This is a genomic window from Kribbella sp. VKM Ac-2566 (assembly GCF_004366005.1).
Classification (GTDB): Bacteria; Actinomycetota; Actinomycetes; order Propionibacteriales; family Kribbellaceae; genus Kribbella; species Kribbella pratensis.
The window spans coordinates 1,136,863-1,163,249 of record NZ_SODT01000008.1 but is presented as its reverse complement, the minus strand read 5'-3'; the positions used below and the strand labels follow the sequence as shown (position 1 = coordinate 1,163,249).

Annotated in this window: 29 protein-coding genes; 18 read left to right on the top strand and 11 right to left on the bottom strand. The window is 68.6% G+C overall.

The window, feature by feature from the left end; translation table 11 throughout:
- The first annotated feature begins 35 nt into the window (after nucleotides 1-35).
- Nucleotides 36-1,535, top strand: coding sequence for a PrsW family intramembrane metalloprotease (locus EV647_RS08465; RefSeq protein WP_134000693.1), 1,500 nt, complete (start codon nucleotides 36-38; stop codon nucleotides 1,533-1,535).
- A 414-nt stretch (nucleotides 1,536-1,949) separates the two neighbouring features.
- On the opposite strand, the gene EV647_RS42890 is transcribed toward EV647_RS08465, so the two are convergent.
- Nucleotides 1,950-3,260, bottom strand: coding sequence for a hypothetical protein (locus EV647_RS42890; RefSeq protein WP_238177102.1), 1,311 nt, complete (start codon nucleotides 3,258-3,260; stop codon nucleotides 1,950-1,952).
- A 103-nt stretch (nucleotides 3,261-3,363) separates the two neighbouring features.
- Between EV647_RS42890 and EV647_RS42885 the strand changes: the two genes are divergently transcribed.
- From EV647_RS42885 to EV647_RS08455, 3 genes are all read left to right on the top strand, one after another.
- Entirely contained in the window at nucleotides 3,364-3,612 is a 249-nt protein-coding gene (locus tag EV647_RS42885; protein WP_238177101.1) for a hypothetical protein, read from the top strand.
- Between the two features lie 155 nt (nucleotides 3,613-3,767).
- Nucleotides 3,768-5,480, top strand: a complete 1,713-nt coding sequence (locus EV647_RS42880; protein ID WP_238177100.1) for an ABC transporter — start codon at nucleotides 3,768-3,770, stop codon at nucleotides 5,478-5,480.
- Entirely contained in the window at nucleotides 5,477-7,156 is a 1,680-nt protein-coding gene (locus EV647_RS08455; protein WP_134000689.1) for a GTPase, read from the top strand. The genes EV647_RS42880 and EV647_RS08455 overlap by 4 nt, the downstream gene beginning before the upstream one ends.
- Nucleotides 7,157-7,206: 50 nt before the next feature.
- On the opposite strand, the gene EV647_RS08450 is transcribed toward EV647_RS08455, so the two are convergent.
- Nucleotides 7,207-7,824: an SRPBCC family protein gene (locus EV647_RS08450; protein ID WP_166680248.1), complete on the bottom strand. Its 618-nt coding sequence runs from the start codon at nucleotides 7,822-7,824 to the stop codon at nucleotides 7,207-7,209.
- Nucleotides 7,825-7,905: 81 nt separating this feature from the next.
- Nucleotides 7,906-8,409, bottom strand: coding sequence for a single-stranded DNA-binding protein (locus tag EV647_RS08445; protein WP_134000687.1), 504 nt, complete (start codon nucleotides 8,407-8,409; stop codon nucleotides 7,906-7,908).
- 149 nt (nucleotides 8,410-8,558) lie between these two features.
- Between EV647_RS08445 and ettA the strand changes: the two genes are divergently transcribed.
- The 4 genes from ettA to EV647_RS08425 all read left to right on the top strand — a co-directional run bounded on the left by ettA (nucleotide 8,559) and on the right by EV647_RS08425 (nucleotide 11,813).
- Nucleotides 8,559-10,241, top strand: a complete 1,683-nt coding sequence (gene ettA, locus EV647_RS08440; RefSeq protein ID WP_134000685.1) for an energy-dependent translational throttle protein EttA — start codon at nucleotides 8,559-8,561, stop codon at nucleotides 10,239-10,241.
- A gap of 137 nt (nucleotides 10,242-10,378) precedes the next feature.
- Nucleotides 10,379-10,720 carry a helix-turn-helix transcriptional regulator gene (locus tag EV647_RS08435; protein WP_134000683.1) on the top strand — a complete coding sequence of 114 codons (342 nt, stop codon included), beginning with the start codon at nucleotides 10,379-10,381 and terminating at the stop codon, nucleotides 10,718-10,720.
- Complete coding sequence (locus EV647_RS08430; protein ID WP_238177099.1) at nucleotides 10,717-11,196, top strand: SRPBCC domain-containing protein; 480 nt, start codon at nucleotides 10,717-10,719, stop codon at nucleotides 11,194-11,196. The genes EV647_RS08435 and EV647_RS08430 overlap by 4 nt, the downstream gene beginning before the upstream one ends.
- On the top strand, nucleotides 11,193-11,813 hold the full coding sequence (locus tag EV647_RS08425; RefSeq protein ID WP_134000681.1) for a dihydrofolate reductase family protein: 621 nt from the start codon (nucleotides 11,193-11,195) through the stop codon (nucleotides 11,811-11,813). The genes EV647_RS08430 and EV647_RS08425 overlap by 4 nt, the downstream gene beginning before the upstream one ends.
- 1 nt (nucleotide 11,814) lies before the next feature.
- Here EV647_RS08425 and EV647_RS08415 read toward each other — a convergent pair whose 3' ends face one another.
- Genes EV647_RS08415 through EV647_RS08405 form a run of 3 tightly spaced genes read right to left on the bottom strand, consistent with a single transcriptional unit; the run spans nucleotide 11,815 to nucleotide 13,973 of the window.
- Complete coding sequence (locus tag EV647_RS08415) at nucleotides 11,815-12,573, bottom strand: hypothetical protein (protein ID WP_202870881.1); 759 nt, start codon at nucleotides 12,571-12,573, stop codon at nucleotides 11,815-11,817.
- A 39-nt stretch (nucleotides 12,574-12,612) separates the two neighbouring features.
- Complete coding sequence (locus tag EV647_RS08410; RefSeq protein WP_134000679.1) at nucleotides 12,613-13,485, bottom strand: aminoglycoside phosphotransferase family protein; 873 nt, start codon at nucleotides 13,483-13,485, stop codon at nucleotides 12,613-12,615.
- Between the two features lie 41 nt (nucleotides 13,486-13,526).
- The gene (locus EV647_RS08405) at nucleotides 13,527-13,973 is read right to left on the bottom strand and encodes a MarR family winged helix-turn-helix transcriptional regulator (protein ID WP_202876074.1); all 447 of its coding nucleotides are present in this window, start codon (nucleotides 13,971-13,973) and stop codon (nucleotides 13,527-13,529) included.
- A gap of 83 nt (nucleotides 13,974-14,056) precedes the next feature.
- Here EV647_RS08405 and EV647_RS08400 point away from each other — a divergent pair, with 83 nt between their 5' ends.
- A complete protein-coding gene (locus EV647_RS08400) occupies nucleotides 14,057-15,415 on the top strand; it encodes an NAD(P)/FAD-dependent oxidoreductase (RefSeq protein ID WP_134000677.1) in 1,359 nt (452 codons plus the stop codon).
- Here the strand turns inward: EV647_RS08400 and EV647_RS08395 are convergent, their stop codons facing one another.
- The gene (locus tag EV647_RS08395; RefSeq protein WP_134001874.1) at nucleotides 15,416-15,874 is read right to left on the bottom strand and encodes a MarR family winged helix-turn-helix transcriptional regulator; all 459 of its coding nucleotides are present in this window, start codon (nucleotides 15,872-15,874) and stop codon (nucleotides 15,416-15,418) included.
- A gap of 151 nt (nucleotides 15,875-16,025) precedes the next feature.
- Here EV647_RS08395 and EV647_RS08390 point away from each other — a divergent pair, with 151 nt between their 5' ends.
- The gene (locus tag EV647_RS08390) at nucleotides 16,026-16,595 is read left to right on the top strand and encodes a YceI family protein (RefSeq protein WP_134000675.1); all 570 of its coding nucleotides are present in this window, start codon (nucleotides 16,026-16,028) and stop codon (nucleotides 16,593-16,595) included.
- 40 nt (nucleotides 16,596-16,635) lie between these two features.
- On the opposite strand, the gene EV647_RS08385 is transcribed toward EV647_RS08390, so the two are convergent.
- Nucleotides 16,636-17,235: a TetR/AcrR family transcriptional regulator gene (locus EV647_RS08385; RefSeq protein WP_134000673.1), complete on the bottom strand. Its 600-nt coding sequence runs from the start codon at nucleotides 17,233-17,235 to the stop codon at nucleotides 16,636-16,638.
- A 74-nt stretch (nucleotides 17,236-17,309) separates the two neighbouring features.
- Here EV647_RS08385 and EV647_RS08380 point away from each other — a divergent pair, with 74 nt between their 5' ends.
- Genes EV647_RS08380 through EV647_RS08370 form a run of 3 tightly spaced genes read left to right on the top strand, consistent with a single transcriptional unit; the run spans nucleotide 17,310 to nucleotide 20,440 of the window.
- A complete protein-coding gene (locus EV647_RS08380; RefSeq protein WP_134000671.1) occupies nucleotides 17,310-18,455 on the top strand; it encodes an acyl-CoA dehydrogenase family protein in 1,146 nt (381 codons plus the stop codon).
- Nucleotides 18,456-18,467: 12 nt separating this feature from the next.
- Nucleotides 18,468-19,688 carry an acetyl-CoA C-acetyltransferase gene (locus tag EV647_RS08375; protein ID WP_134000668.1) on the top strand — a complete coding sequence of 407 codons (1,221 nt, stop codon included), beginning with the start codon at nucleotides 18,468-18,470 and terminating at the stop codon, nucleotides 19,686-19,688.
- The gene (locus EV647_RS08370) at nucleotides 19,688-20,440 is read left to right on the top strand and encodes an SDR family oxidoreductase (protein WP_134000666.1); all 753 of its coding nucleotides are present in this window, start codon (nucleotides 19,688-19,690) and stop codon (nucleotides 20,438-20,440) included. Before EV647_RS08375 ends, EV647_RS08370 begins: the two co-directional genes overlap by 1 nt.
- Here EV647_RS08370 and EV647_RS08365 read toward each other — a convergent pair.
- On the bottom strand, nucleotides 20,437-21,003 hold the full coding sequence (locus tag EV647_RS08365) for a TIGR03086 family metal-binding protein (RefSeq protein ID WP_238177096.1): 567 nt from the start codon (nucleotides 21,001-21,003) through the stop codon (nucleotides 20,437-20,439). The two genes, EV647_RS08370 and EV647_RS08365, sit on opposite strands and share 4 nt — an antisense overlap.
- 54 nt (nucleotides 21,004-21,057) lie before the next feature.
- On the opposite strand from EV647_RS08365, the gene EV647_RS08360 reads away from it, so the two are divergent.
- The 3 genes from EV647_RS08360 (at nucleotide 21,058) to EV647_RS08350 (ending at nucleotide 24,118) form a co-directional block, all read left to right on the top strand.
- On the top strand, nucleotides 21,058-22,029 hold the full coding sequence (locus EV647_RS08360; protein WP_134000664.1) for a YafY family protein: 972 nt from the start codon (nucleotides 21,058-21,060) through the stop codon (nucleotides 22,027-22,029).
- Between the two features lie 206 nt (nucleotides 22,030-22,235).
- Nucleotides 22,236-23,138, top strand: a complete 903-nt coding sequence (locus EV647_RS08355) for a GNAT family N-acetyltransferase (RefSeq protein WP_134000662.1) — start codon at nucleotides 22,236-22,238, stop codon at nucleotides 23,136-23,138.
- A 95-nt stretch (nucleotides 23,139-23,233) separates the two neighbouring features.
- Nucleotides 23,234-24,118 carry a GNAT family N-acetyltransferase gene (locus tag EV647_RS08350; protein ID WP_134000660.1) on the top strand — a complete coding sequence of 295 codons (885 nt, stop codon included), beginning with the start codon at nucleotides 23,234-23,236 and terminating at the stop codon, nucleotides 24,116-24,118.
- 9 nt (nucleotides 24,119-24,127) lie between these two features.
- Here the strand turns inward: EV647_RS08350 and EV647_RS08345 are convergent, their stop codons facing one another.
- Nucleotides 24,128-24,583: a MaoC family dehydratase gene (locus EV647_RS08345; RefSeq protein WP_134000658.1), complete on the bottom strand. Its 456-nt coding sequence runs from the start codon at nucleotides 24,581-24,583 to the stop codon at nucleotides 24,128-24,130.
- A 23-nt stretch (nucleotides 24,584-24,606) separates the two neighbouring features.
- Entirely contained in the window at nucleotides 24,607-25,365 is a 759-nt protein-coding gene (locus EV647_RS08340) for an SDR family oxidoreductase (RefSeq protein WP_134000656.1), read from the bottom strand.
- 168 nt (nucleotides 25,366-25,533) lie between these two features.
- Here EV647_RS08340 and EV647_RS08335 point away from each other — a divergent pair, with 168 nt between their 5' ends.
- Nucleotides 25,534-25,959: a thioesterase family protein gene (locus EV647_RS08335; RefSeq protein ID WP_238177095.1), complete on the top strand. Its 426-nt coding sequence runs from the start codon at nucleotides 25,534-25,536 to the stop codon at nucleotides 25,957-25,959.
- Nucleotides 25,960-25,979: 20 nt separating this feature from the next.
- On the top strand, nucleotides 25,980-26,375 hold the full coding sequence (locus EV647_RS08330) for a thioesterase family protein (protein ID WP_238175217.1): 396 nt from the start codon (nucleotides 25,980-25,982) through the stop codon (nucleotides 26,373-26,375).
- Nucleotides 26,376-26,387 lie beyond the last annotated feature (12 nt).

Here is a 26,387-nt window from a genome sequence, read left to right as displayed (position 1 = left end):
GCCGCTGGATCTGCACCCCAACTAGGCTGCGGGGCATGAGTTACCCCTCACCAGGCCAGTCCGGCGCGCCGCAACCCGCGGCGGGGTCGGCGTACTCGCCCGGCGGACCGTACCCGCAGCCCAACGTACTCGGGGAACATCCCGTGCCCGGGCAGCGGCGGAACCGCGGTGTGCTGATCGGCATCGTGATCGCGGTGGTCTTCGCGATCGCGGGTCTGGTGATCTTCGGGATCGTGGCCAAGTCGACCGGCGCCGGCGGCTTCACCTGGGGCCTGGTCTTCGCGTTCGTCCCGGTCATCCCGGTGATCGCGCTCTACCTCTGGCTGGACCGGTACGAGCCCGAGCCGACGAAGTACATCGTCTTCGCGCTCTGCTGGGGCGCGTTCATCGCCACGCTGGCCGCCATCTTCATCAACACCGAGGTGTCGCACCGGCTGGCCGAGACCGGCGTCGGCGGCGACCGGTCCGCGGTCTTCGTCGCGCCGCCGGTGGAGGAGTTCGCCAAGGGCTCCGTGATCCTGCTGCTGGCGCTGGTCCGGCGCAAGGAGTTCGACGGCATCATCGACGGCCTGGTGTACGCCGGGATGGTGGGCGTCGGCTTCGCCTTCACCGAGAACATCCTGTACTACGGCCGCGTCTTCAACACGCTCTCCGAGGAGGCCGGCAGCGACGCCGGTCTGCGCGGTGCGTTCGCGCTGTTCATCATCCGCGGCGTGATCTCTCCGTTCGCGCATCCACTCTTCACGTCGTTCACCGCGATCGGCATCGGCGTGGCGATCCGGCACCGAAGTACCGTCGTACGGTATCTGGCCCCGGTGGTCGGGTATCTGGCCGCGGTACTGGCGCATGCGGCGTGGAACGCGTCCGCGAGCTGGGCCGGGGGCGGGGGCTTCATCCTCGCGTACCTGTGCCTGATGGTCCCGCTCTTCATCTGCCTCGTGGTCTTCGCGCTGATGATGCGGTCACGGGAGGGGCAGATGATCGCGTCCAGGCTGTACGACTACGTGCGGTTCGGGTGGCTGGTGCCGCAGGACGTACCGCTGATCGCGACGCTGCGCGGGCGCAAGGCGCTGCGGCAGAACGCGCGGCGGTACGGCGCCCAGGCGGAGGTGGCCGCGAAGGCGTTCCAGCACAACGCCACCGAACTGGCGTACCTGCGAGACAAGATCGTCCGCCAGGTGATCGGGCCCGAGGCGCTGGAGACCGAGAAGGCGCTTCTCGACGAGCTCCGCGAGCGGCGTTCGACCGTCCCGTTCCCACCGATGCCGGCGTTCGCCCAGGCCGCCCCGCTGTACGCCGGTGCACCGGTGCCGCCTGGTGGGCCGATCGGACCCGGCGGGGCGATGCCCGGACCGGGTGGTGGACCAGGTGGCCAGGGCGCGTATCCGCGCCCGCAGGACGGTTATCCGCCCGCTCAGCCCGGGTATCCCGCTGGGCAATCCGGTCACGGGGCCGGTCAGCCCGGTTACCCACCGGGACCCCCTGGTCAACAAGGACCGCCGGGAGGATACGGTCCGTATCCACCACCGCAGTGACTGCCACCCGTCCACGCCGCCAAACGGGGATGACGATGACTTTGCTTCTGCGCTGTCCGACCGGGCACTCTGTGCTCGTGGGCGGACACCGTGGCTGACATCAGGTCAGCAGCTGGCGACGGTTCGGAACCGCGGGTTCCGAACCAGGATCAGCCTGCCCAGGAGCTGGCGAACCTCATCGCCCAGTCAACTCCCAAGCCCCGAGGCTTCTGGCGCCGCCGGCGCCGCAAGTCCACCCCTGAAGAACCAGTCCCGACCGACCAGCCCACGTCCCCGCCCGCCGACGCCTCGGGCGACGGCTCCGCCTCGGACACCCAGGCGAGCGACGGCGCAGATACTCCGGCTGAGGACAAAGCCGTGGCCGGGGACAAAGCAGTGTCTGGGGACGGTGCAGTGTCTGGGGACGTCGGCAGGTCAGCTGAGGATGGTTCCGTGGGTGGGTCGTCCGCGGAGGCCGCAGCTGAGTCGGCAGGCGCCGAGTCTGACGGTGCTTCGGGCGATGGTCCCGGGGAGGACAGCCAGGCTGAGGGGCGCACGGACGAAGAAGCAGGAGATCGTGCAGACGACCAGGCTTCGGCTGGGTCCGACGGCGTGGACGCTGGTACGTCGGGGGCCGAGCGCGACGACGTACCTGCGGACAACGCGGACGGCCGGCCGCGGTCGGCTATTGGGATCGTGTACGAGCCTGACGAGTCTCCTGACGGCTTCCCGCTTGAGTACGGCAACATCATTGTCGGTCTTCCTAAGCAGTCGGAGACGTCCGAGGCGTCGGCCGACGCGGATGTCGCGGGCGATGAGCAGGTAGGCGATGAGCAGGCGGGCGATACGCAGGCCTCGGTGCAGGCTGACGAAGCGACAGGCGCCGACGCGACGGCAGCCGGTGACAGCGCGCCCGCTCACGACGCTGCGCCTGTCGCCGCAGATCAGCCCGCAGACGACGCCGCGGATGAGCCTGCAGATGAAGTTGCAGCTGACGCCGACGATGGCGATGACGTTGCGGCCGAGAGCTCGGACGGGGCCGACGCCGTAGATGCGGATGACGCCTCCGGTGAGTCGGCGACTGATTCGACGGAGGGCACCACCTCCGACGGTGAAGCTGACGTTGCCGACGACGAGGGTGCGCCCAGCGACGCGGGAGTGGACGGCGTCGCGGTTGCAGATGCGCAGGCGGACGAAGCTGCCGAGGCGGACGTAGCTGACGAGGACCCGGGCGCGACCGGGGCAGATGCTGTGGGCAACGACCCGGTTGGCGCGGACGAGGACGACGCTGCTGGAGCGGATGAATCGGCCGGCGCGGACGCGGACGCTGCTGGTGAGGACCCGGGGACGGATGCGGCGGGTGCTGCTGGCGAGGAGTTGGCGGATGCTGCGGGCAACGACTCGGTGGGTGGGGACGAGGACGGTGCTGCGGGTGCTGGAGCCGGTGCAGTTGCGGATGGTGTTGGGGACGTCGACGAGGCTGTAGGCCAGGTTGATGGTGCTGGGGATGTGTCGGCGGATGGCTCCGGCGAGGGGTCGGCGGATGCTGCGGGCGACGACTCCGCGGGTGGTGGGGACGAGGACGGCGCTGCGGGTGCTGGATCGGGTGAGTCGGCTGGTGCGGACGCGGGTGCTGCTGGCGAGGAGCCGGGGACGGATGCGGCGGCTGCTGCCGGCGAGGAGTCGGCGGATGCTGCGGGCAACGACTCGGTAGGTGGGGACGAGGACGGTGCTGCGGGTGCTCAAGCCGGCGCGGCTGCGGATGGTGTTGGGGATGCCGACGAGGCTGTAGGCCAGGCTGATGGTGCTGGGGATGTGTCGGCGGATGGCTCCGGCGAGGAGTCGGCGGATGCTGCGGGCGACGACTCCGCGGGTGGTGGGGACGAGGACGCCGCCGCGGGTGCTGGATCGGGTGAGCCGGCTGGCGCGGGCGCGGGTGTTGCTGGCGAGGAGCCGGCGACGGATGCGGCGGGTGCTGCTGGCGAGGAGTTGGCGGATGCTGCGGGCAACGACTCGGTGGGTGGGGACGAGGACGGTGCTGCGGGCGCTGGAGCCGGTGCAGTTGCGGATGGTGTGGGGGACGTCGACGCGGCTGTAGGCCAGGCTGATGGTGCTGGAGACGTGTCGGCGGATGGCTCCGGCGGGGAGTCGGCGGGTGAGGGTGCGGGGGCTGATGCTGAGGAGCTGACTGCGGAGGAGTTGGCTGAGCGGTTGGCGGCTGAGCAGGCTGCTATGGCTTTGATTACTGCTCTGATGAAGTTGCGGGGTGTGCTGGCGGGGAGTCAGTTGCCGTTGGAGGTTGTGGGCGCTGATGAGGCTCGGCAGCAGCAGAAGTCGATGCTGGATCAGCTGGACGACTACCTGCTGCCTCGGCTCGTGCAGCTCGAGGCGCCGATTCTGGCCGTGGTCGGTGGGTCCACCGGGGCCGGGAAGTCGACACTCGTCAACACGGTGATCGGCAAGGTCGTGAGCGAGCCGGGCGTACTGCGGCCGACGACGCGGTCCCCGGTGCTGATCCATCACCCGGCGGACGCCGACTGGTTCGTCGGAGACCGGGTGCTGCCGGGCATGGCGCGGACGAGTTCGGACGAGCCTGGCGGGATGGAGGACGCGGGACAGTTGCGGCTGGCGGCGGCCGACAGCGTTCCGCGCGGGCTGGCGATTCTGGACGCGCCGGACATCGACTCGGTCGTCGAGGCGAACCGTGATCTTGCGACCCAGCTGCTCGCGGCGGCCGATCTCTGGCTGTTCGTGACGACCGCGGCCAGGTACTCCGACGCGGTGCCGTGGGAGTTCCTGCAGAGTGCCTCGGATCGCAGTACGGCGGTCGCGGTGGTGCTCGACCGGGCCCCGAGCGAGACGATCGACGACATCACCGGGCACCTCGCGCAGATGCTGCTCGAGCGCGGGCTCGGCGACTCGCCGCTGTTCTCGATCCAGGAGACGGTTGTCGACAGCAACGGAATGTTGCCGGAGCAGTCCGTTGCCTCGATCAAGGACTGGCTGGTCGACCTGGCCGCCGACGCGGAGGCGCGGGCGGCCGTCGTCCGCCGCACCCTGCAGGGCGCGGTCAGCGCGATGGTGAAGAAGACCCCGTCGTTCGCGGCCGCGGTGAGGGCGCAGGCCGAGGCCGCTGTCGAACTGCGGACCTCGGTGGAGTCGGCGTACGACCAGGGCGTCAAGGACATTGCGAAGGCGTGCCAGGACGGGACGTTGTTGCGCGGCGAGGTGCTGGCGCGGTGGCAGGAGTTCGTCGGGACCGGCGAGCTGCTGAAGGGGCTGCAGTCCAATGCGGGCCGGTTGCGGGACCGGTTGAAGGGCTCGCTCGGCAACAAACCGGCAGAGACCCGCGACGTCAGCGACGCGATCCAGTCCGGCTTGGAGTCGCTGCTGCGCGAGCACGCGGCTGCTGCGGCGGAGCGCGCCGAGAAGGCGTGGCAGGCAACCGCTCCGGGTCGCCAGCTCCTGGCCGCCGCCGAGGCCGGCCAAGCCGCTAACGGTGCCGAGGGCAACGATGGCCGGTCGCTCGGTGCGATGTCGGAGGAGTTCCCGGCAGCGGCGAGCCGGACGGTGCGGGAATGGCAGACGTTCGTCCTCGATCTGGTCCGCAGAGAAGGCGCGGACAAGAAGTCGACGGCGCGCATTCTGGAGTACGGCGTCAGCGGGCTCGGCCTTTCGCTCATGGTGGTGGTGTTCGCCAGCGGGGCCGGCATCCCGAAGGGCGCTCAGACCAGCGCCGGAGCGGGCAGTGCGGTCGTCGGGCAGCGGCTGCTGGAGGCAGTTTTCGGCGACAAGGCAGTTCAGGGCATGGTCGATAGGGCGCGCGAGGATCTTGACGGTAAGGTTCATGCCCTGATGGATGCCGAATTCGCCCGCTATCTGGCTGTCCTTGACCAGCATCCGGTCGACGCCGAGACGGCCAGGCAACTGACGGAGGCCGCGCGCGCGGTGGAGGACTGCACGTGACGGAAACAGTGGATACGGTCGAGACCCCGACGCGGGCCGAGACCGATGTCCTGAAGAAGATCGACGCGCTCAAGGCGGCCTCGGAGGCCGGCGACGGACGGCTGGATCCCGTCGTGCTCACGGAGGCCACGCAGATCGTCGACCGCGCCGGGCAGCGCCTGCGCATGTCGGGCGACCTGACGGTGGTCGCGCTCGCGGGCGCGACGGGCTCGGGGAAGTCCTCGCTGTTCAATGCGCTGACCGGGCTCGACCTGGCCGCGATCGGCACGCGCCGGCCGACCAGTTCGATGCCGCTCGCCTGTGTCTGGGGTGACGAACCGGCCGGTGAGGTGCTGACCTGGCTGGGTATCCCGCGCCGGCACCAGGTCCAGCACCGCAGCTCGCTCGAGGACGCCCGGTCCGAGGACCTGGACGGTCTGGTCCTGCTGGACCTTCCCGACCACGACTCGACCGAGGTGGAGCACCGCTTGATCGTCGACCGGCTCGTTGAGCTGGTCGACATGCTGGTGTGGGTAGTGGATCCGCAGAAGTACGCCGATGCGGCACTGCACAACCGCTACATCAAGCCGTTCGCCTCGCATTCCGGGGTGATGGTGTTCGCGCTGAACCACATGGACAAGCTGACGCCGGAGCAGCGGAAGAGCTGTCTCGAGGACCTGGACAAACTGCTCAAGTCGGACGGTCTCAAGTCGCCGACGGTCGTTGCCACGTCGGCGGTCAGCGGCGACGGTCTGGAAGAGGTTCGCTCCCTTCTGGTCAAGCGGGTCAGCAACAAGCGCGCAGCGCGCGTACGGCTCGCGGCCGATGTCGATCGGGTCGCGGACCGGATGGCGAGCCAGTGTGGCAACGCCAAGACGCCCGAGATCGCCGAGGCCGACGTCACCGAACTCGTCGACTCGCTCGCGGACGCGAGCGGATTGACGGTCGTGTCGGACGCCGTACGGCGCTCCTACCTGCAGCGCGCCCGGGCTGCGACGGGGTGGCCGCTGACCAAGTGGCTGGGACGGTTCCGTCCGGATCCGTTGCGGCGGCTGCACGGCGACCAGATGTCGCGCGAGGAAGGCAAGGCGTTGCGCAAGTCCGCGGCGAGCGAGGTCGCGATCGCCCGCTCTTCGTTGCCTGCGGCAACTCCTGTGCAGCGGGCCCGGATGGATGCGGCGGTCCGCACGATCACGAACAAGGCCGCCGAAGGGCTGTCGCGTCCGTGGGCGGACTCGGTGCGTTCGGCGATCCGGCGGCGCGAGGAGTCGCTCGGGGACGAGCTCGACCAGGCCGTCGCGCGGACCGACCTTGGTGTGTCCAGCAATCCCGGGTGGTGGAGCTTCGCCCGGGTGGTGCAATGGCTCCTCTTCCTCGTGACGCTCGGCGGCGCCGCCTGGCTGATCGCCTTGCTGGTGGCGCGGATCGCTGACCGGAACGAGCCGCCGCTGCCCGAGTGGAACGGCATTCCCTACGCGTGGATCATGCTGGTCGGTGGTGCCGTCCTGGGATTGGCGCTCTCCTTCGTCTGCCGCCTGGCCGCCACGAGCGGAGCGCTGCGGCGGTCCCGGCAGGTGGCGACGGCGCTGCGGGCCGAGCTGGTGAATGTCGCCGACAGCCACGTGGTTGCTCCGGCCCGCGAGGAGCTTGCGGCCTACACCAAGTGCCGCGACAGCGTCGCCACCGCCCGCCAGTAGTCGTACCGGCGGGCAGGCGACGCCCGCCCGCCGCACCTCCCGAGTAAGACTCAGAGCTCGGCGTCTGGCGCGTACTGCGACAGGGAGATCTTGGCGGCGCTGAGGAGATCCTCCTCCGCGGTGGTGCCGGATGCCCGGATGGCTTCGATCCAGGCGCGGACGGACTGCTCGTTGTAGTCGATGACTTCGGGGGAGTCGGCCATCTGGACCGGGTCGGCGTCGGGCGGCAGCTCGCCGGAGACGTAGAGCGCCAGGCCGAGCAGGCCGCCGTCCCAGCCCGGACCGACCCACAAGGCGCCGGCGCCACCCGGGGCCGGGGCCTCGCCCATCGAGTGTTCGAGCTCGAGCTCCGTGGAGGCGCCCGCGCCGGGCAGCAGCCGCAGCTCGAGCAGGCTGTTCGGACCGCCGAAGGTCACCTTGAAGCTCTTCGGCGGATCGCACTCCAGGATGTCGCCGCCGGCGTTGCCCTCCAGCTGGAACGAACCGCCGACCTTGAGGTCCCCGGTGACGGGCATGAACCAGCGCCGCATCCGGTCCGGGTCCGTCAGGGCGTCCCACACCTCCGCCGGCTCGGCCTGGTAGGAACGGCGCATCAGCACCGTCACGGTCTCGCCGGTGCGGCTGACCTCGCGCTGGACCGCGTTGATGTGCTCGAGGATGTCGATCACGGATGATTCCCTCTCCTGCTCGGCTGCTGCGACGATCCACAGAATGCCGGTCAGGACTTATATAAGTCAACATTGAGATAGTCATGCCGCCTCCGCGGTCGCGGACAGCGGGAGAGGCGCCACGGAGTACTCGTCGGGCGGGTACGGCGCGGCGGTCGTCTCGGTCGGGCGCTCGGCGGACTCGGCGGACCCGGCGGGCGTGCGGACCGAATCCGTGCGCGGCGCGTTCTTCGCGAAGGTCGTCGTACCGCGGTTGAGGTCGTGGCCGAGGGAGAAGGCTTCGAGGATGACGCGGCTGTGTTGCTCGCCGGAGTCGTCGGTCCATTCGTGGGTGCGGAGGCGGCCGCTGACGATGACGGGGTGGCCGACCCGGAGGGAGTCGAAGGCGTTCTGGGCGAGGCTCCGCCAGCACTGCACCGTGTACCACGTAGTGGGCTTGTCCACGTAGGTGTTGAGGGATCTGTCGAACTGGCGGGGTGTGGAGCCGAGCCGGAAGCTTGCGTGCGGAGTCTGGCGGATCTCCTTGAAATCGGGTTCGCTGCCGATCCAGCCCAGAACAGTGAGGTAGGTGTCGCCGAGGCTCATGACGGGTTCCTTCCGTTCGGAGAGCGTGTGCTGTCACCCGGAGAAGGTGCACCTGTCGCACCCCGATCGGCGGCCCGAACTTCGGGTCTGTGGACAACCGCCACGGCCTGGTTGGGAAACGGGCCACCCCAGCACATAGGCTCTGGGGTATGGCGGAATTCATCTACACGCTGCGCAACGTCCGGAAGGCGCACGGCGACAAGGTCGTTCTCGACAATGTCACGCTGAACTTCCTCACCGGCGCGAAGATCGGCGTGGTCGGGCCGAACGGCACCGGCAAGTCCTCGCTGTTCAAGATCATGGCGGGGCTCGACCAGCCCTCCAACGGCGAGGCCCGGCTGGCCGAGGGTGCGACGGTCGGGATCCTGCTGCAGGAACCGCCGCTGACCGAGGGCAAGACCGTGCTGGAGAACGTCCAGGAAGGGGTCGGCGACACCAAGCAGAAGCTGGACCGCTTCAACGAGATCTCCGCCGAGCTGGCCGATCCGGACGCCGACTACGACACGCTGCTGGCCGAGATGGGTGATCTGCAGACCGAGCTGGACCACCGCAACGCCTGGGATGTCGACGCCCAGCTGGAGCAGGCGATGGACGCGTTGCGTTGCCCGCCGGCCGACGTACTGGTGGACAACCTGTCCGGTGGTGAGCGCCGCCGGGTCGCGCTGTGCAAGCTGCTGCTGCAACAGCCCGACCTGCTGCTCCTCGACGAGCCCACCAACCATCTGGACGCGGAGTCCGTGCTCTGGCTCGAGCAGCACCTGCAGAAGTACTCCGGCGCCGTCATGGCGATCACCCACGACCGGTACTTCCTGGACAACGTCGCCGAGTGGATCCTCGAGCTCGACCGCGGCCGGACGTACGGCTACGAGGGCAACTACTCGAAGTACCTGGAGACCAAGCAGCAGCGGCTGGTCGTCGAGGGGCAGAAGGACGCCAAGCGGCAGAAGATCCTGGAGCGCGAGCTCGAGTGGGTCCGGTCGAACGCGAAGGCCCGGCAGACCAAGAGCAAGTCCCGGCTGGCCCGGTACGAGGAGCTCGCGGCCGAGGCCGAGCGGTCCCGGAAGCTGGACATCGACGAGATCAACATCCCCGGGGGTCCGCGGCTGGGCAGCACCGTGCTCGAGGTCTCGAAGCTGGTGAAGGGCTTCGGTGACCGCAAGCTGATCGACGGCCTGAGCTTCAGCTTGCCGCGGGCCGGCATCGTCGGCATCGTCGGCCCGAACGGCGTCGGCAAGTCGACGCTGTTCCGGATGATCGTCGGCGAGGAGCAGCCGGACGCGGGCTCGCTCAAACTCGGCGAGACGGTCAAGATCTCGTACGTCGACCAGTCGCGCGGTGGCCTGGACCCGAAGAAGACGGTCTGGCAGCAGGTGTCCGACGAGCTCGACTACATCAAGGTCGCGAACTTCGAGATGCCGAGCCGGGCGTACGTCGCCTCGTTCGGGTTCAAGGGCCCGGACCAGCAGAAGCCGACCGGCGTCCTGTCCGGCGGTGAGCGGAACCGGCTGAACCTGGCGCTGACGCTGAAAATGGGCGGCAACCTGCTGCTCCTCGACGAGCCGACCAACGACCTGGACGTCGAGACCCTGCAGTCGCTCGAGGACGCCTTGCTGGAGTTCCCGGGCTGTGCGGTGGTCGTGTCCCACGACCGGTGGTTCCTGGACCGCGTGGCGACCCACATCCTGGCCTGGGAGGGCACCGGCGACGACCCGGCGAAGTGGTTCTGGTTCGAGGGCAACTTCGCGTCATACGAGGCGAACAAGGTCGAGCGCCTCGGCCCGGAGGCCGCCCGGCCGCACCGCGTCACGTACCGCAAGCTCACGCGCGACTGAACGACCGAGCGATCGAGCGACTGGGCGACCGAGCAAGCCGTCGAAGGACCCCGCCTCCACGCAGGAGCCGGGGTCCTTCGTGCTTCTCGACACTTAGCCCTTGCGCTAACTATCGAGCCGTGCCAATACTTAGCCTCATGGCACAGTATTCGGCGGACGTCGACGGCGTGTTCGTGGCGCTGGCCGACCCGACGCGGCGGAGGGTGATCCGGCGGCTGGGACAGGGGCCGACGAGCGTGGGAGAGCTCGCGGCCGAGTTCCCGATCACGTTGCCGTCGTTCATGAAGCACGTCCGGACGCTCGAGTCGAACGGCCTGATCCGCACGGTGAAGACCGGGCGGGTGCGGACGTGTGTACTCAATCGGGAGCGGCTGGAACTGGTGGACGACTGGCTCGCCGAGCAGCGGCGGATCTGGGAGAACCGCACCGACCGGCTGGAGCGTTTCGTCACAACGGAGGGACCGGTGGAGGAATCGTGAGTCGTGAATTGTTCGATCCGGAGCTGGATCTGCTGGTTGAGCGGGTGATCCGTGCGCCCCGGGAGGCCGTGTGGCGGGCGTGGACCGATCCGGAGCGGTTCGAGCAATGGTGGGTGCCGGCGCCGGCGGTCTGCCGGGTCGAGAGGCTGGACGTGCGGCCGGGCGGGGCGATCGTGACGCGCTTGAGCGAGGACGGCGGTGAGTTCGTCCCGCATCTCGACGCGGTGATCCTGGCCGCCGAGGAGCTCGAGCGGATCGCGTTCACGAATGCGATCGACAGCACGTGGCGTCCGGCGGATCCACAGCCGATCGCGGTGACGGCCGACGTGTTCCTGGACGATCACCCCGACGGTACGGCGTACCGGATGGTGGCTCGGCACGGCGATCCCATGAGTCGCAAGCGCCACGCGGAGCTCGGGTTCGCCGACGGTTGGGGGACTGTCATCGTGCAGCTCGCGAAGTTGGTCGAGAAATGAGACTCGTGCTGACGGAGTTCGTCACCCTGGACGGCGTCAGTCAGGGGCCGGGGTCGCCGACCGAGGACACGACCGACGACTTCACCCGCGGCGGCTGGCTCGTGCCGTACATCGACGAGCTGTTCGTACGGCGGACCGCCGAGTGGCTGGAACAAGCCGACGGCCTCCTGCTCGGGCGACGCACGTACGACGCGTTCGCGCGGGACTGGCCGCAGATCACCGACCCCGACGACCCGTACACCGACCGCATGAACTCACTGCCGAAGTACGTCGTGAGCAGCACGCTCACCGCGGGCACGTGGCATCCGACGACTGTCCTGCGCAGCCTCGACGACGTGGAAGAGCTGAAACGACAGGCGGACGGTGAGTTGCAGGTTCATGGCAGTGCGCGTCTCGGGAACGCGCTGCTGAAGGCAGGGGCGGTCGACCTGATGCGCTTGGTCGTAGCGCCGACCGTGCTCGGCAGGGGGAGGCGGTTGTTCGAGCAACCCGGTGACGCGGCTGGGCTGCGGCTCAAGGCGCAGGAGGCGACTCCGAGCGGTCTCCTGCTGCTCGAGTACGAGACGGTGGGCGCGGCTCCGGTGGCGGAGTACGAAGGCGTGACGGCGTACCTCTGAGTCAGCCGTCGCCGCCGCCCCCTCCGTCGAAACCACCGCCGTCGAAACCACCGCCCCCGTCGAAGCCACCGAAGTCGTGTCCACCCGGGTCTCCCCAGCCGCCGACCGCGCCACCCTGCGTCTGGAAACTGGCGAGCGCGATGTAGCTCGCGCCTGCACCGGCTGTGAAGTACCCCATGCCGTACGGCGTGATTGCGGCGCCGGCCTCCCAGTACGGGACGCGGCGGCTGCCGTACCGGACGTGGCGGACCTCCGGCTCGTCACCGGCGCGGATACGGGCCGCGTCCTGCGCACACGCCGGTACGGTCCGGGTGCCGACCTTCGGCTGGGTCCAAACGATGTCGATCGCTGACGGCCCGTGCTGTGGATTGAAGAAGCACGGCACCCGTCGCTCCGGCACGGGTACGCCCCGCATGCGCGCCTGGACGCACGTGATCGCGTAGCGCCCGGTCGCCAAGGTGTCGGTGACCGCGCTGATCCCCTCGGCCTTGCGGATGCCTTTGACGGCCCGCTGCGCCGCTTCGTACGCGTCGAGCGCGACCTGGTAGTCCGATCGCGCGTCCGGGTCGAGCGGGCGACCTTCGACCTGCGTGTCCAGCCGCCGCAGCTCCTCGCCGAGCAGCGTCACGTCCTCGTCGGCCAGCTTGCGGATCTCCTCCAGCTCTTCGGCGTCACCGCGCTGCGCGGCTCGCCGGTCCCAGAGGTACCTGCCCGCGAGTGCTGTCCCTCCGCCCCCCAAGGCGGCCAGCAACCACCACATCTTCCGAAGGTAGCGCCGTCGAGCAGTCGCGTCTGCGTCCTAGGCCGTCTGAGTTCGGTAGTCGGTCAGGACGTTGTCGATGACCCGGAAGTCCTCGGTGATGAGGGCCTTCCAGAGGGCCCAGCCGCGGGCGCGGGCCCACGTGCCCGGGTCCTGATCGACAGCGTCACGGAACGTGGCGCGGGACGAGCCGGAGAAGAACGTGTAGGCGATGACCAGGTCGCAGGCAGGGTCGCCCACACCCGACGTACCGAAGTCGATCACGGCGGACAGATGACCGTCCTGGACCAAGAGGTTGCCGTTTGCGATGTCGCCGTGGAACCACACCGGCGACTGATCCCATGACGTCGCCAGCGCCGCGTCCCACACCTCACGCGCGAGATCGGTGTCGATCCTCCCCTTGAGTACGGCGAGGGCCGCGAGCGTCTCGTCGTGGTAGTACTCCGGTGGCGCGCCGCGATGGAAGCTGTGCGCACCGGCGGCTGGTCCACCGGTCGCGTCGATGCCCTGCAAGGCCAGGATGAACGCCGCGATCGACCGTGCGAACTCGTCCAGATCGGCAATGGTTTCGACCGACGCGGTCTCGCCCGGGATCCACCGCCGGATCGCCCACGGATACGGATATCCCTCACCGGGTGCGCCCTTGGCCACCGCTTCGGGAATCTCGACCGGGAGCTGCGGGCCGAGAACCGGCAGCCACTGGTGCTCCTTGTCGACGGCAGCCACGTAACTCGAGTGCGTCGGCAGCCGCGCGGTCAGCCCGGAGCCGAGCCGGTACGTCCGGTTGTCCCAGCCGTCGATCTTGACCGGCGTCACCGGCAGGTCGGCCCACTGCGGGAACTGCTGTGCGAGCAAGCGCCGTACGAGATCTGCGTCGATGCCGGCGCGGCCGTCCTGATGGAAATCCGTCATCGCACAAGCGTCCCGGAACCCGTCGACGGTCTCAAAAGGGTTTAGTCAGGGACTACAGCGTTGTCGATCGCGTCCTTGAGGAAGGCCGAGATCGTCCGGAGCTCGGTCTCGGAGCGGGTTGCCAGGACCGCCTGCATGCTCTCGCCCTGCTCGGCGTACAGCGGCACCAGCTTCTCCTGGATCGCCTGCAGCGACGGCGTGACGACGACCTTGCGGCGATCACGCGGATCGGCCTCCCGGGTGACGAAACCGTGCGACTCCAGCCGGTCGATCACGCCGGTCACCGTGCCCGACGTCAGGCCGGTGTGCTCGGCGAGTTGCCGGGGCGTCATCGGGCCGAAGGTCTGCAGAAGCGTCATGAACTGGGAGTCGCTGGCGCCGAGGCCGACCTTCGCGGAGACCGCGTGGTTGAACAGCACCACGCCGGCGATGAACCGAACCATCCGCTGCTGGATCTCGCCGGCGAGCTCTTCTCGGGAACTGGTCATGGTCCGCCTCAGCATAGAGCTTGCATTTCTCTCGGATCTCCAAGACACTCGAAACTCCAAGATACTTGAGAAGGCGAGAGATCATGAAGGTGCTGGTAATCGGCGGCGGGACCGGCGGGCTCGCGTTGGCGCACGGACTGCAGCGCGCGGGGATCGAGGTATCCGTGTTCGAGCGCGACGCGCTGCGGACGGACGGCCTGCACGGTTATCGGGTCGGTATCGACCCGGACGGCAGCCGGGCGCTGCACGCGCTGCTGCCGAAGGACCTCTACGACACGTTCGTGGCCACGAAGGCGCGCGACCCGAAGTACTTCAACATGCTGACCGAGGACCTCAAGGAGCTGCTCTCGCTCGAGCTGCCGGAGTCGACCGACCCCGTGGAGAGTGAGAAGTCGATCAGCCGGATGACCCTGCGCCAGGTGCTGCTGACCGGCCTCGACGGCATCGTGGAGTTCGGCAAGGAGTTCACCCACTTCGAACAGCACACAGACCACGTGACGGCGTACTTCGCCGACGGTACGAGTGCCACCGGCGATCTCCTGGTCGCCGCCGACGGTTCAGGATCCCGCGTACGCCGTCAGTACCTGCCGCAGGCGAAGACCGAGGAGACCGGGATCGTGGCGATCGCCGGCAAGCTGCCGATCACCGAGGAGAGCGCGAAACTCCTGCCGCCGAAGGTGTTCGAGGGGATCTCGCTGGTCAACGCACCGCGTGGGTTCGCCTGCATCCTGCACGTGATGGAGTTCCAGTGGGACCACGACGGGAACGTCAAGGACGGGATCGGCGGCAACACCGAGGAGCTGATCCGGCGCTGGCCGGGACTGCAGTTCGACAACACCCGCGACTACATCAACTGGGGACTGTCGGCGGCCAAGGACAAGCTGCCGGCGAACATCATGGAGCTCCGCGGCGCGGAACTGATCGAAACAGCGCTGGACGTGACGCCCGACTGGCATCCGAATCTGCGCCGGCTGTTCGAGCTGACCGATCCGGGCACGTGCTTCCCGGTGAACATCTGGACGTCGGTCCCGCTCGACCCTTGGGAGAGCAGCAATGTCACGCTCCTCGGCGATGCGATCCACACCATGACGCCGGGCCGCGGTGTCGGCGCGAACACCGCACTGCGCGACGCCGTGAACCTGTGCCGGAAGCTCATCGACGTCCGTGACGGCAAGCAAGAACTCGTTCCGGCCGTACGTGACTACGAGGCCCGGATGATCGAGTACGGCTTCGACGCGGTCCTCAAGTCACGCGCGCAGATGACGTCCGACGACCCGGTGCACAAGCCGGGCATCGGCCGGCTGGCGCTGGCAGGCATGCGTACGGCGATGCGCACGGTCAATCACCTGCCGCCCGCCAAGCGCCGGATGCGCGACCAGATGATGACCTACCGCGGCGCCAACCGCGACGAGCTCACCCTGGAGATCGCCCCGCGGCCCTGACTAACGCTGGCCGATGTGCTCGGAGACGGCGTCGAACACGCGGCCGACCGCGGCGAAGTCCTCGGGGCTCGCGAGGTCGACCAGGTTCTCCCGGACGCCTTCCACGTGGTACGGCGCGGCCTGCTCGAGCAGGGTGAAGCCGGCGTCGGTCAGCTCGGCCCAGACGCCGCGCTTGTCGCTCGTGCACGACGTACGGCGGACCAACTCGGCGGCCTCGAGGCGGCCGACCGTGTGGGTCAGGCGGGACCGGCTCTGGTGCAGCCGGTCGGCCAGGTCGGCCATCCGGAGCCGCCGGTCGGGCGCCTCGGAGAGCCGGACCAGGATCTCGTAGTCGTTGATTCCGAGGCCGAACTGGCGCAGGTCGTCGTCGAGTTTGGCCATCAGGCGTGCGGTGCCCAGCAGGTACGCACGCCACGCGACCTGCTGCTCGGCGTTGAGCCACCGAGTCCCCCGGTCCATCTCAGTCTCCATCGTCACGGGAACAGTGTAGCGGGAATGTAGTTGACTTTTAAACCGTTACTGCCTACTGTCGTAGTCATCGGTTGAAGTTTTAACTATAGACCTGGCTGCGTCGCCCCCGACCAGCAACAGCACTTTCCGAGAGGACCCCATGAGCGACACCACCACCGGCACCCTGACCAGCAGCATCCCCGGCCTGGTCGCCGGCACGTATGCCATCGATGCCGCGCACAGCGAGATCGGCTTCACCGTCCGTCACCTGATGACCAAGGTGCGCGGCACGTTCCAGGAGTTCAGCGGCGAGATCGTCGTCAAGGACACCATCGAGGACTCCGCGACCAACGTCTCCGTCGAGCTGGCCTCCGTGCACACCCGCAGCGAGCAGCGCGACGGGCACCTGCGCTCCGGCGACTTCTTCGACGCCGAGAACAGCCCGAAGATGACCTTCGTCAGCACCGCGATCAAGCCCGAGGGCGACGACTACGTCCTGGCCGGCGAGCTGACCATCAAGAACGTCACCAAGCCGATCGAGCTCGCGGTCGAGTTCCTCGGTGTCGACCAGAACGCGTACGGCCAGACCATCATCGGTTTCGAGGCCTCCGCGTCGATCAGCCGCAAGGAGTGGGGCATCGACTTCAACGTGCCGCTCGAGGGCGGCAAGCTGCTGATCGGTGACAAGGTGGACATCCACCTCGACGTCCAGGCCGCGCTGCAGGCCTGATCTCCGAGAAACCCCCGCACCAGGTGGTGCGGGGGTTTTGTCATGCCTGGACCATGCGGTGCGCGAGGTCGGCGTACAACTTGCCGAGAGCTGCGGGGTCGCCGCGGTGGGGCGTGTACCAGCGGGCTACGTCGATCGACAGCGAGAGCACGGCGAGGGTCGTGCCGGGCAGGTCGGCGACGGCGAAGGTGCCGTCCTGTACGCCGTCTGCCAGCACTTGCTCGATCTGGGCCGAGATGGCGCGGCGGATCGTCGCGACCTCTGCCAGGTGCTCGGGGCTCAACGCTGCGAGCTCGTACTGGACGACGCGCGCGATCGTGTGGTGTTGCGCGTGCCAGGCGGTGAATGCGGCGACCAGAGAGCGCAGCCGGTCCGCAGGTGTCGGGCCGGCGTCGGCGGACCGCAGTACGTCGAGGGCCGCGTTGTGGCCGTACAGGCTGATCTCGAAGAGCAGGCGTTCCTTGGACGGGTAGTGCACGTACAAGGCGGCCGGGCTCATACCGGCGCGAGAGGCGATGTCGCGGGTCGTCGTGGCCTGGTAACCGCGCTCCGCGAACGCGTCGACGGCACCGGTGAGCAGCCGGCGGGCTGCGGCCGGCTGAACGTGCTCCCACACCAGGGGATCGGTGACTGCGGACACGTTGACACCTTGCACCAAACGCGTGAAGCTAAGCAAGCGCTTAGCCACGCATCTCACACCTTGGGGAGGCCTAGATGGAGCGCGTCATCTTCAACGAGGACCATCACGCATTCCGAGCCAGCGCCAAGGAGTACTGCGAGCGCTCGCTGGTGCCGCGGATGGAGCAGTTCCTCGAAGAGAAGACGATCGACCGTGCTGCCTGGCTGGAGGCCGGCAAGCAGGGCTTCCTCGGGCTCGACGTGCCGGAGGAGTACGGCGGATCCAGCGTCGGCGACTACCGGTTCAACGCCGTGTTCGCGGAAGAGGTGTCGAAGGTCTCCGCGTCGCTGTCGAGCTGCTTCGGCATCCACTACGACTGCTGCGCGCCGTACTTCGTGGATCTCGGGACCGAGGAGCAGAAGCAGCGCTGGCTGCCGAAGTTCTGCGCCGGTGAGTACGTCGCCGCGATCGGGATGACCGAGCCGTCGGGCGGTTCGGACCTGGCCGCGCTGAAGACGACCGCGAAGAAGGCCGCCGGCGGCTGGGTGCTGAACGGGTCGAAGACCTTCATCACCAACGGCGACATGGCCGACCTGGTCATCGTCGCCGCACGGACCGACCCGTCGAAGGGCGCCAAGGGCATCACGCTGTTCGTGGTCGAGGAGGGCATGGAGGGCTTCGCCCGCGGCCGCAAGCTCGACAAGGTCGGCCAGACCGAGTCCGGTACGTCGGAGCTCTTCTTCGAGGACGTGTTCGTCGGTGACGACAACGTGCTCGGCGAGGTGGACCGCGGCTTCATCCACATGATGGAGCGGCTGGCGCAGGAGCGGGTCGGCGCCGCGGTGTCGAACATCGCGCACGCCACCCAGATCCTCGACGAGACCATCGAGTACGTGAAGCAGCGCAAGGCGTTCGGCCAGCCGGTCGGCTCGTTCCAGTACAACAAGTTCCTGGTCGCCGAGCTGGTCACCAAGGCCGAGGTCACCCAGGCGTACGTCGACAACGCGATCGTCGCGCACGACGAGGACCGGCTGTCCGCGGTCGACGCCGCGAAGACGAAGTGGTGGAGCGCCCACGTGCAGAACGAGATCCTGGACGCGTGCGTCCAGTTGCACGGCGGGTACGGCTACATGAACGAGTACCGGGTCGCCCGCGCCTGGCGCGACGCCCGCGTCACCAAGATCTGGGCCGGCTCGAACGAGATCATGAAGGAACTCATCGGCCGCGACCTGGGCCTGTAGAAAGGAACCGTTGTGCCTGAAGCAGTCATCGTGTCCACGGCCCGCTCGCCGATCGGCCGTGCGTACAAGGGGTCGCTGACCACGATCCGGCCGGACGACCTCGCCGTACAGATGATCAAGGCGGCGGTCGACAAAGTCGGGCTGACCGGTGACCAGATCGAGGACCTGGCGCTCGGCTGCGCGGAGCCGCACGACGAGCACGGCGGCAACATGGCGCGTCGGGTCGCGGTCCAGCTGGGCTGGGACAACACGCCGGCCACCACGGTCAACCGGTTCTGCGCGTCGTCTACGCAGACCGCGCGGATGGCGTACCACGCGATCAAGTCCGGTGAGGGCGACATCTTCGTCAGCGCCGGCGTCGAGTGCGTCTCGCGGTACAAGAACTTCGGCTCGGCCGGGGTCGGCGACCCGAGCTCGTTCAACCCGGTCTTCACCGACGCGGTCGCGCGGACCGAGAAGTACGCCGAGACCAACGACACCTGGCACGACCCGCGTGCGGACGGGCTGATCCCCGACATCTACATCTCGATGGGCCAGACCGCGGAGAACGTGGCGACGCTGCGGGGGATCAGCCGGGAGGATCAGGACGTGTTCGGCGTCCGCTCGCAGAACCTGGCCGAGAAGGCGATCAACAACGGGTTCTTCGAGCGCGAGATCACTCCGGTGACGCTGCCGGACGGGACCGTGGTGAGCAAGGACGACGGGCCGCGGGCCGGTACGACGCTGGAGAAGGTCAGCCAGCTGCAGCCGGTGTTCCGCCCCGACGGCACCGTGACGGCCGGGAACTGCTGCCCGCTGAACGACGGCGCCGCCGCGGTCGTGATCATGAGCGACACCAAGGCGCGCGAGCTCGGACTGACGCCGCTGGCGCGGATCGTGTCGACCGGTGTCAGCGGGCTGTCGCCGGAGATCATGGGCCTCGGTCCGGTCGAGGCGTCGAAGCAGGCGCTGGCGCGGGCCGGGATGAGCATCAGTGACATCGACCTGGTCGAGATCAACGAGGCGTTCGCGGTCCAGGTGATCGGGTCGGCGCGTGAGCTCGGCATCGACGAGGACAAGCTGAACGTGCACGGTGGGGCGATCGCGCTCGGCCACCCGTTCGGCTCGACCGGCGCGCGGATCATGACCACGCTGGTGAACGGCCTGCAGTTCGAGGACAAGCAGTTCGGTCTCGAGACGATGTGCGTCGGCGGCGGTCAGGGGATGGCGATCGTTCTCGAGCGCCTCAGCTGATGGCGCTGGACGGCCGAACGGCGATCGTCACCGGAGCGTCCCGCGGTATCGGGCTGGCGATCGCGCAGCGCCTGGTGGCCGACGGCGCTCGCGTCGTCATCACCGGCCGGACCCAGGAGACCCTCGACGAGGCGGTCAAGACCCTGGGCGGCCGGAAGCACGCGCTGGCCGTGGCCGGCAAGGCGGCCGACCCGACGCATCGGGGCACGGTCGTCGCCGCGGCGGTCGCGACGTACGGGTCGGTGGACCTGCTGGTCAACAACGCCGGCATCAACCCGATCTACGGGAAGCTGCTCGACGTCGACCAGACGGTCGCGGCCAAGATGGTGGACACCAACGTGCTGGCCACGATCGCCTGGGTGAAGGCCTGCCGGGACGCGTGGATGCGCGCCCACGGCGGGGCTGTGGTCAACCTGTCCTCGGTGGCCGGTCTGGGGCCGTCGCCGGGCATCGGGTGGTACGGCGCGACCAAGGCGATGCTGTCCCGGGTCACGCAGGAGCTGGCGGTCGAGCTGGCCCCGGAGATCCGGGTGAACGCCGTGGCTCCGGCGGTGGTCAAGACCAAGTTCGCCGGAGCGCTCTACGAAGGGCGTGAGGACAAGGTGGCGTCGACGTACCCGTTGCGTCGGCTGGGCCGGCCGGAGGACGTCGCCTCGCTGGTGTGGTTCCTGCTCTCCGACGAGGCGTCGTGGATCACCGGCCAGACCATCACCATCGACGGCGGCCTGATGCTGAACGGCGGGATCGCCTAGGGCCGGCGGCCCTGCCAGCCGGCCAGTTGGTCGTACGGCACGGCGTCGTCAGCCACTGGTACGACAGGAGCGAACGGAACGTGCCCGCCGCGTTGCTCGGCCGGGACGAACTGGCGCACCATCGGAAGCACCTGTGTCGCCAGAGCGTCGTCCAGCTCGTCCAGACGACCAGTGGCCTTCGCCAGGTCCCACGAGTGCGTGGTGAGCTCACCTGTGTACGCAGCGATCGCAGCTGCGCCGGGCAGAGTGCCCCACGGCAGCCTGCAGGTCCGGCCGAGTACGGCGTCGTCGGCGAGGGTGGCGTCCAGAGCGACGCGGCGTTCCTTCCAGGCAGCCGGTACGTCGTCGACTCCAGTGGTGACGACAGGGATGGTCAGCGGGTCGCCGCCGTTCAATGCGAGGTCGATGCGCGCGACGACGGTCAGCAGGTGGCCCAGCAGTGTGCGGACGTCGTACTCGTCGCAGGGGGTCGGTAGGACGAGGTCGTCGGGCCCGGTGGTGTCGACGAGTTGCTGGGTCTGGTCGAGTGCGCGGACGAACAGTGCGCGTGGGTCGTTGGTCATGGAGACAGCTTCCAGGGCTATATACGACATCTTCTGTCCCATATTGTTGGTGACATGCGAGCGGACCGGTTGTTGCAGATCATCCTGTTGCTGCAGCGGCACGAGCGGTTGAGTGCGCGGGACCTTGCCGAACGGTTGGAGGTGTCGACGCGGACGGTGATGCGCGACATGGAGGCGTTGTCCGCGGCCGGCGTACCGGTGTACTCCGAGCGGGGGCGCAACGGGGGCTGTGTGTTGCTGCCGGGGTACCGCGCCGACGTGAGTGAGCTGACACCGCGTGAGGCGCAGGCGTTGTTCGCGTGGTCCGGGCGGGCGGCGTTGTCGGAGGAGCTCGGGCTGCAGGATGCGTTGCACTCGGCGATGGGGAAGCTGTCCGCGACGTTGCCGGTGGAGTTGCAGGGGGACGCGGACGCGTTGTCCGGTGCGATCGTCGTGGACCGGCGACGGTGGTTCGCGGAGGCGGAGGACACCGGTGCGTTGCCCGTACTGCGGCAGGCCGTCGTCAAGCGGCGGCGGGTGCGACTGCGGTACGCATCGGCGAGTGAGGGCGTTCAGCAACGAACTGTGGACCCGTGGGGGCTCGTCGAGCAGGCAGGGCGGTGGTACCTGGTGGCGGCGCATCGCGGGGCGGCGCGGATGTACCGGGTGTCCCGGGTCGAGCAGGCCGACGTACTGGAAGAGGCGGCGGACCGGCCCGACGGGCTGGACGTTCGCGCCGAGTGGGAGCGGCTGCGGTCCGGCCTCGAGCGGCAGGCGCCCGTCGGGGTCGACGTACTGGTCCGGGTACGGCCGGAGAAGGTGGAACTGATCCGGCGGATCGCTTCGCCGATGCTCGCCAAAGGCGAGGTGGCGCGCGATGTCCCGTCGGACGACGAGTGGCCGCACTTGCGGTTGCACTTCCGGGTCCGGGAGGCGGCGTCCGGCGTACTGCTCGGATTCGCGGGCGACCTGGAGGTGCTCGAACCCGGCGACCTGCGCTCCCGGATGCTGGAGCTGGCCCAGGCCGCGCTGGCGACCTACGGCTGAAAGTCGGACGCCCCGCCGCCGGTGACCCCGTCGCGTGGAACCACGATGGCACTTCCGGCGGTCGGGGCGATCAGTCCGACAGCACCGCGCCACTTTAGTACGAGTCCGCTACACAGCCGAATCACAGGACTCTCGCCGCCGTTGCGATCGCGTTGCGCCTTGTTAATGCGTGGCGTGGGTACGGCGTGCTGGCTAGGGTCCGGGGCATGAGGACCCGGGCGGTGGTACGGCAGGCCGTGGCAGACGACGCCGAGGCAGTGGCGGCGGTACGGCGGGTGGTAGCGCCGTACAAGGTCATGTCGCCGGCGGCGACGCGGCACATGCTCACCGTCCAGTCGCCGGGGGAGCGGTTCCTGCCGTTGGTCGCCGAACGCGATGGCGAGGTCGTCGCGTGGGCGTCGGCCGGCCTGAACGTCTGGACGAGCGAGCCGGGCCAGGCCCACCTGAGCATCTACGTGCACCCGGACCACCGCAAGCAGGGCATCGGCAGCGAGCTCGCCGACAGACTGCACCAACACCTCACCGAGGTCGGAGCGGTCCGTGTGCGGACGTTCGTGCAGCCCGAGGGCCTCGAGTTCGCCCACAACCTCGGGTACGACGGGACACGACAGATGCACTTCTCCGGCGTCGAGCTGACGTCGTTGCCCGAACAGCCGGACACGCCCGAGGGGATCGAACTCGTCGCCTTCGACACCGTGGACCCGCACGCGGCGTACACGGCCGACGCGATCGCCTCGCTGGACGAGCCGAGTGATTCGCCGCTGGACTCGGTCGACTACGACCGGTGGCTGGAAGAGATCTGGAACGGCCCGGCACTGGACAAGTCGCTCAGTGTCGCGGCGATGGCCGGCGACGAGATGGCGTCGTTCACCGTCGTCGAGACGCACGGTGACCGGATGTGGTCGGGCATGACCGGCACGATTCCCGGGCACCGCGGGAGAGGGCTGGCGAAGCTGGTGAAGTCGGTCGCTCTGCGGCGGGCGGCGGCCGCCGGAATAAGCTCGGCGTATACCTCCAACGACGACGAGAACGGGCCGATGCTTGCCATCAACAACTGGCTCGGGTACCGACGGGTGCAGACTGAGTTGGGCCTGCTCAGAACCCTCTGAGACAGACCTGTAACGGGTTGCCTTCCGGTATGCACCTGAAATGGCGTTAGATTCCGGGGGACTTCGCTGTCGTTGGAGTGCCCAAGGAGTTTCAGATGGAGATCAGGGCGGCTGAACCGGGGGATGTGGACGGGGCCGTCGCGCTCCACGACGCGCTGGTGCCGTACCTGGTCGTCACCCGGAACTCGCTGGTCCGCAGACTCGCCGGGCCGACCGCGCCGGGGCGCGGAACGTTCGCGGCGCTGGGCGACGGTGAGCTGGTGGGCTGGGCGTCGTGCGGACTGATCGGCGGCTCGGACCCGCTGGGCGGCGAGCTGCGGTTGCTGGTGCGGCCGGAGGCCCGCGGCCAGGGGATCGGCACCCGGCTGCTCGAGGAGATTCACGCCGATCTGCGGTCGGCGGGAGCCACCTCGGCGCGGGTGTTCGCGGACCCGAACAGTGTGGAATGGGCGGCGCGATTCGGTTACCGGCAGACCCGGCAGGTGCACTACGCAGGGATCGATCCGCGCAAGGTGCCGGACCTTCCCGAGGTCCCGAGCGGGGTGGAGCTGGTCCCGTTCACCGCGGTCGATCCGCGGTTGCTGCACGCCGCCGATGAGGTTGCCCAGCGCACCAAGCCGGGTGACGCGAAGATCTCCTCCCAGCCGTACGACGGATGGCTCGCCGACATCTGGAACTCGCCGGACCTGATGCGCGCTGTGAGCGTGGCTGCCAGGTACGAGGGCCGGATCATCGCGTTCACCCGTAACCACGGCGACGGCACCAAGATGTGGTCGAGGATGACGTCGACGCTGCCGGAATACCGCGGTCGCGGGCTCGCCAAGCTGGTCAAGACCGCCGCGCTGCACCGCGCCGCCGAGGCCGGCGTGCAGGGCGCCTACACCGCCAACTACGACGGCAACACGCCGATGCTCGCCGTCAACGAATGGCTCGGCTACCACCGCATCGCCACCCACGCGGTGCTGATCTGCCCGCTCTAGGCACGAAAACTACGGCACGAGCAGTACGACGGTTTCCGCGACGCAGGCGGGCTTGGTGGAGCCTTCGAGCTCGATCACCCAGTTCAGTGAGACCTGGACGCCGGCGGCCGTCTCGACGGCATTGGAGATCGAGGCGCCGGCGCGGACCCGGCTGCCGACCGGGACCGGGGCGGGGAAGCGGACCTTGTTGACGCCGTAGTTGAGCTTCGCGGTCACGCCCTCGACCTTGAACAGCTCCTCGCCGAAGCGGGCGATCAAGCTCAGCGTGAGGTAGCCGTGTGCGATCGTTCCGCCGTACGGACCCTTGGCGGCCCGCTCGACGTCGACATGGATCCACTGGTGGTCACCGGTCGCCTCGGCGAACTGGTTCACCTGCTCCTGGGTGATCTCCAGCCACACGGTCTCGCCGAGCGGCGTGCCGACCGCGTGCACCACCTCGTCGACGCCGTCGAACGTCTGCGGCATGTCGGCTTCTCCTCAGTTCCCTGTTAGTTGCGGGGTCCGCCGGCGACGTACAGGACCTGGCCGGACACGAACCCGGCCTCCTCGCTGCAGAAGAACGAGGCCGCCGCGGCGATGTCCTCCGGCTTGCCGGTCCGCTGCACCGGGATGCTCGCGGCGGTGGCTTTCTTGAACTCCTCGAAGTCGACGCCGACCCGGGCCGCGGTGGCCGCGGTCATGTCGGTCTCGATGAAGCCCGGCGCGATCGCGTTCGCGGTGACGCCGAACTTGCCCAGCTCGATCGCGAGCGTCTTCGCCAGACCCTGCAGACCCGCCTTCGCGGACGCGTAGTTCGCCTGGCCGCGGTTGCCGAGCGCCGAGGTCGACGAGAGGAAGACGAGCCGTCCGTACTTGGCCTCGACCATGTGCGCCTGGCAGGCCTTCGACATCAGGAAGCTGCCCTTGAGGTGCACCGACATGACCGTGTCCCAGTCGTCCTCGGACATCTTGAACAGCAGGTTGTCCCGCAGTACGCCGGCGTTGTTGACCAGGATCGTCGGCGCGCCGAGCTCCGCGACCACCCGCTCGACCGCGGCCGTGACCTGGTCGGACTTGCTGACGTCGGCGCCGACCCCGATCGCCTTGCCGCCGGCCTCGGTGATCGCCTTGACAGTCGCGTCGCAGGCGCCCTCGTCGAGGTCGATGACCGCGACGGCGTTGCCGTCCGCGGCGAGCCGCTGCGCGACGGCCGCGCCGATTCCCCGGGCCGCCCCGGTCACGATCGCCACCCGCTGCTGCGTGCTCACGCCTCCACCTCGCTTCGCTCGGCTCCGGCGTGAGCACAGTGGGCTGCTCTGCTATTTGTTCGCTCGCTACGCTCGCTCACGCCACTCCAATCGGTGCACTGGTCTGCCGGGGATGACATTACCCACGGTCAGTCACCGGGGTAGTGCCCCGGATGACATGATCGTCGTGTGGATCATCACAACCGCCACGTCTACCACTGCCCGTTGCGCTGGGGCGACATGGACGCACTCGGACACGTGAACAACGGCCGGTACGTCGACTACCTCCAGGACGCCCGCGTCGATTTCCTGTTCCGGACCGCCAAGGAGCTCGGCGCCGACAACCTCGAGACCGGCCTGCTGGTGGCCCGGCACGAGGTGCAGTACCGCTCGCCGCTGCACTTCCGGCCCGAACCGGTGCGGATCGAGCTGTGGATCAGCGAGATCCGGGCCGCGTCGTTCACGGTCGACTACGAGATCCTCGACGCCGAACCGGACCGCCGTACCTATGTCGAGGCGAAGACCAAGCTGGTCCCGTTCGACTTCGCGGCCAACCGCCTGCGCCGGATCACCCCGGTCGAGCGGGTCGCCCTCGAGAAGTTGGTGGGCGCGTGATGTACACACACCCTGTTCTGGTGCGATGGTCGGACATCGACTCGTACGACCACGTGAACAACGTGCGGTACTTCGACTACCTGCAGGAGGCGCGGATCGCGTTCCTCGGGCAGGTGATGGAGACCACGGGCGACTTCTTCGCGCAGTACCCGTGTGTGCTGGTCAGCCAGACGGTGGACTACCTGCGGCCGATCCTGCTGCGGCACCCGCCGTACGACGTGGACGTGTGGATCGCATCCGTCGGTACGTCGTCGTACACGCTCGGCTCGCGGATCGTCGATCGCAGTGGCGAGTCGGAGGACGTGTATGCCAAGGCGGAGTCGGTGATCGTCGCCGTGGACGGTACGACGCATGCGAAACGACCCCTCGGAGACCCCGAACGGGCAGCCCTGCTCAAGCATCTTGTGACCACTTGAGAGACTAGATCC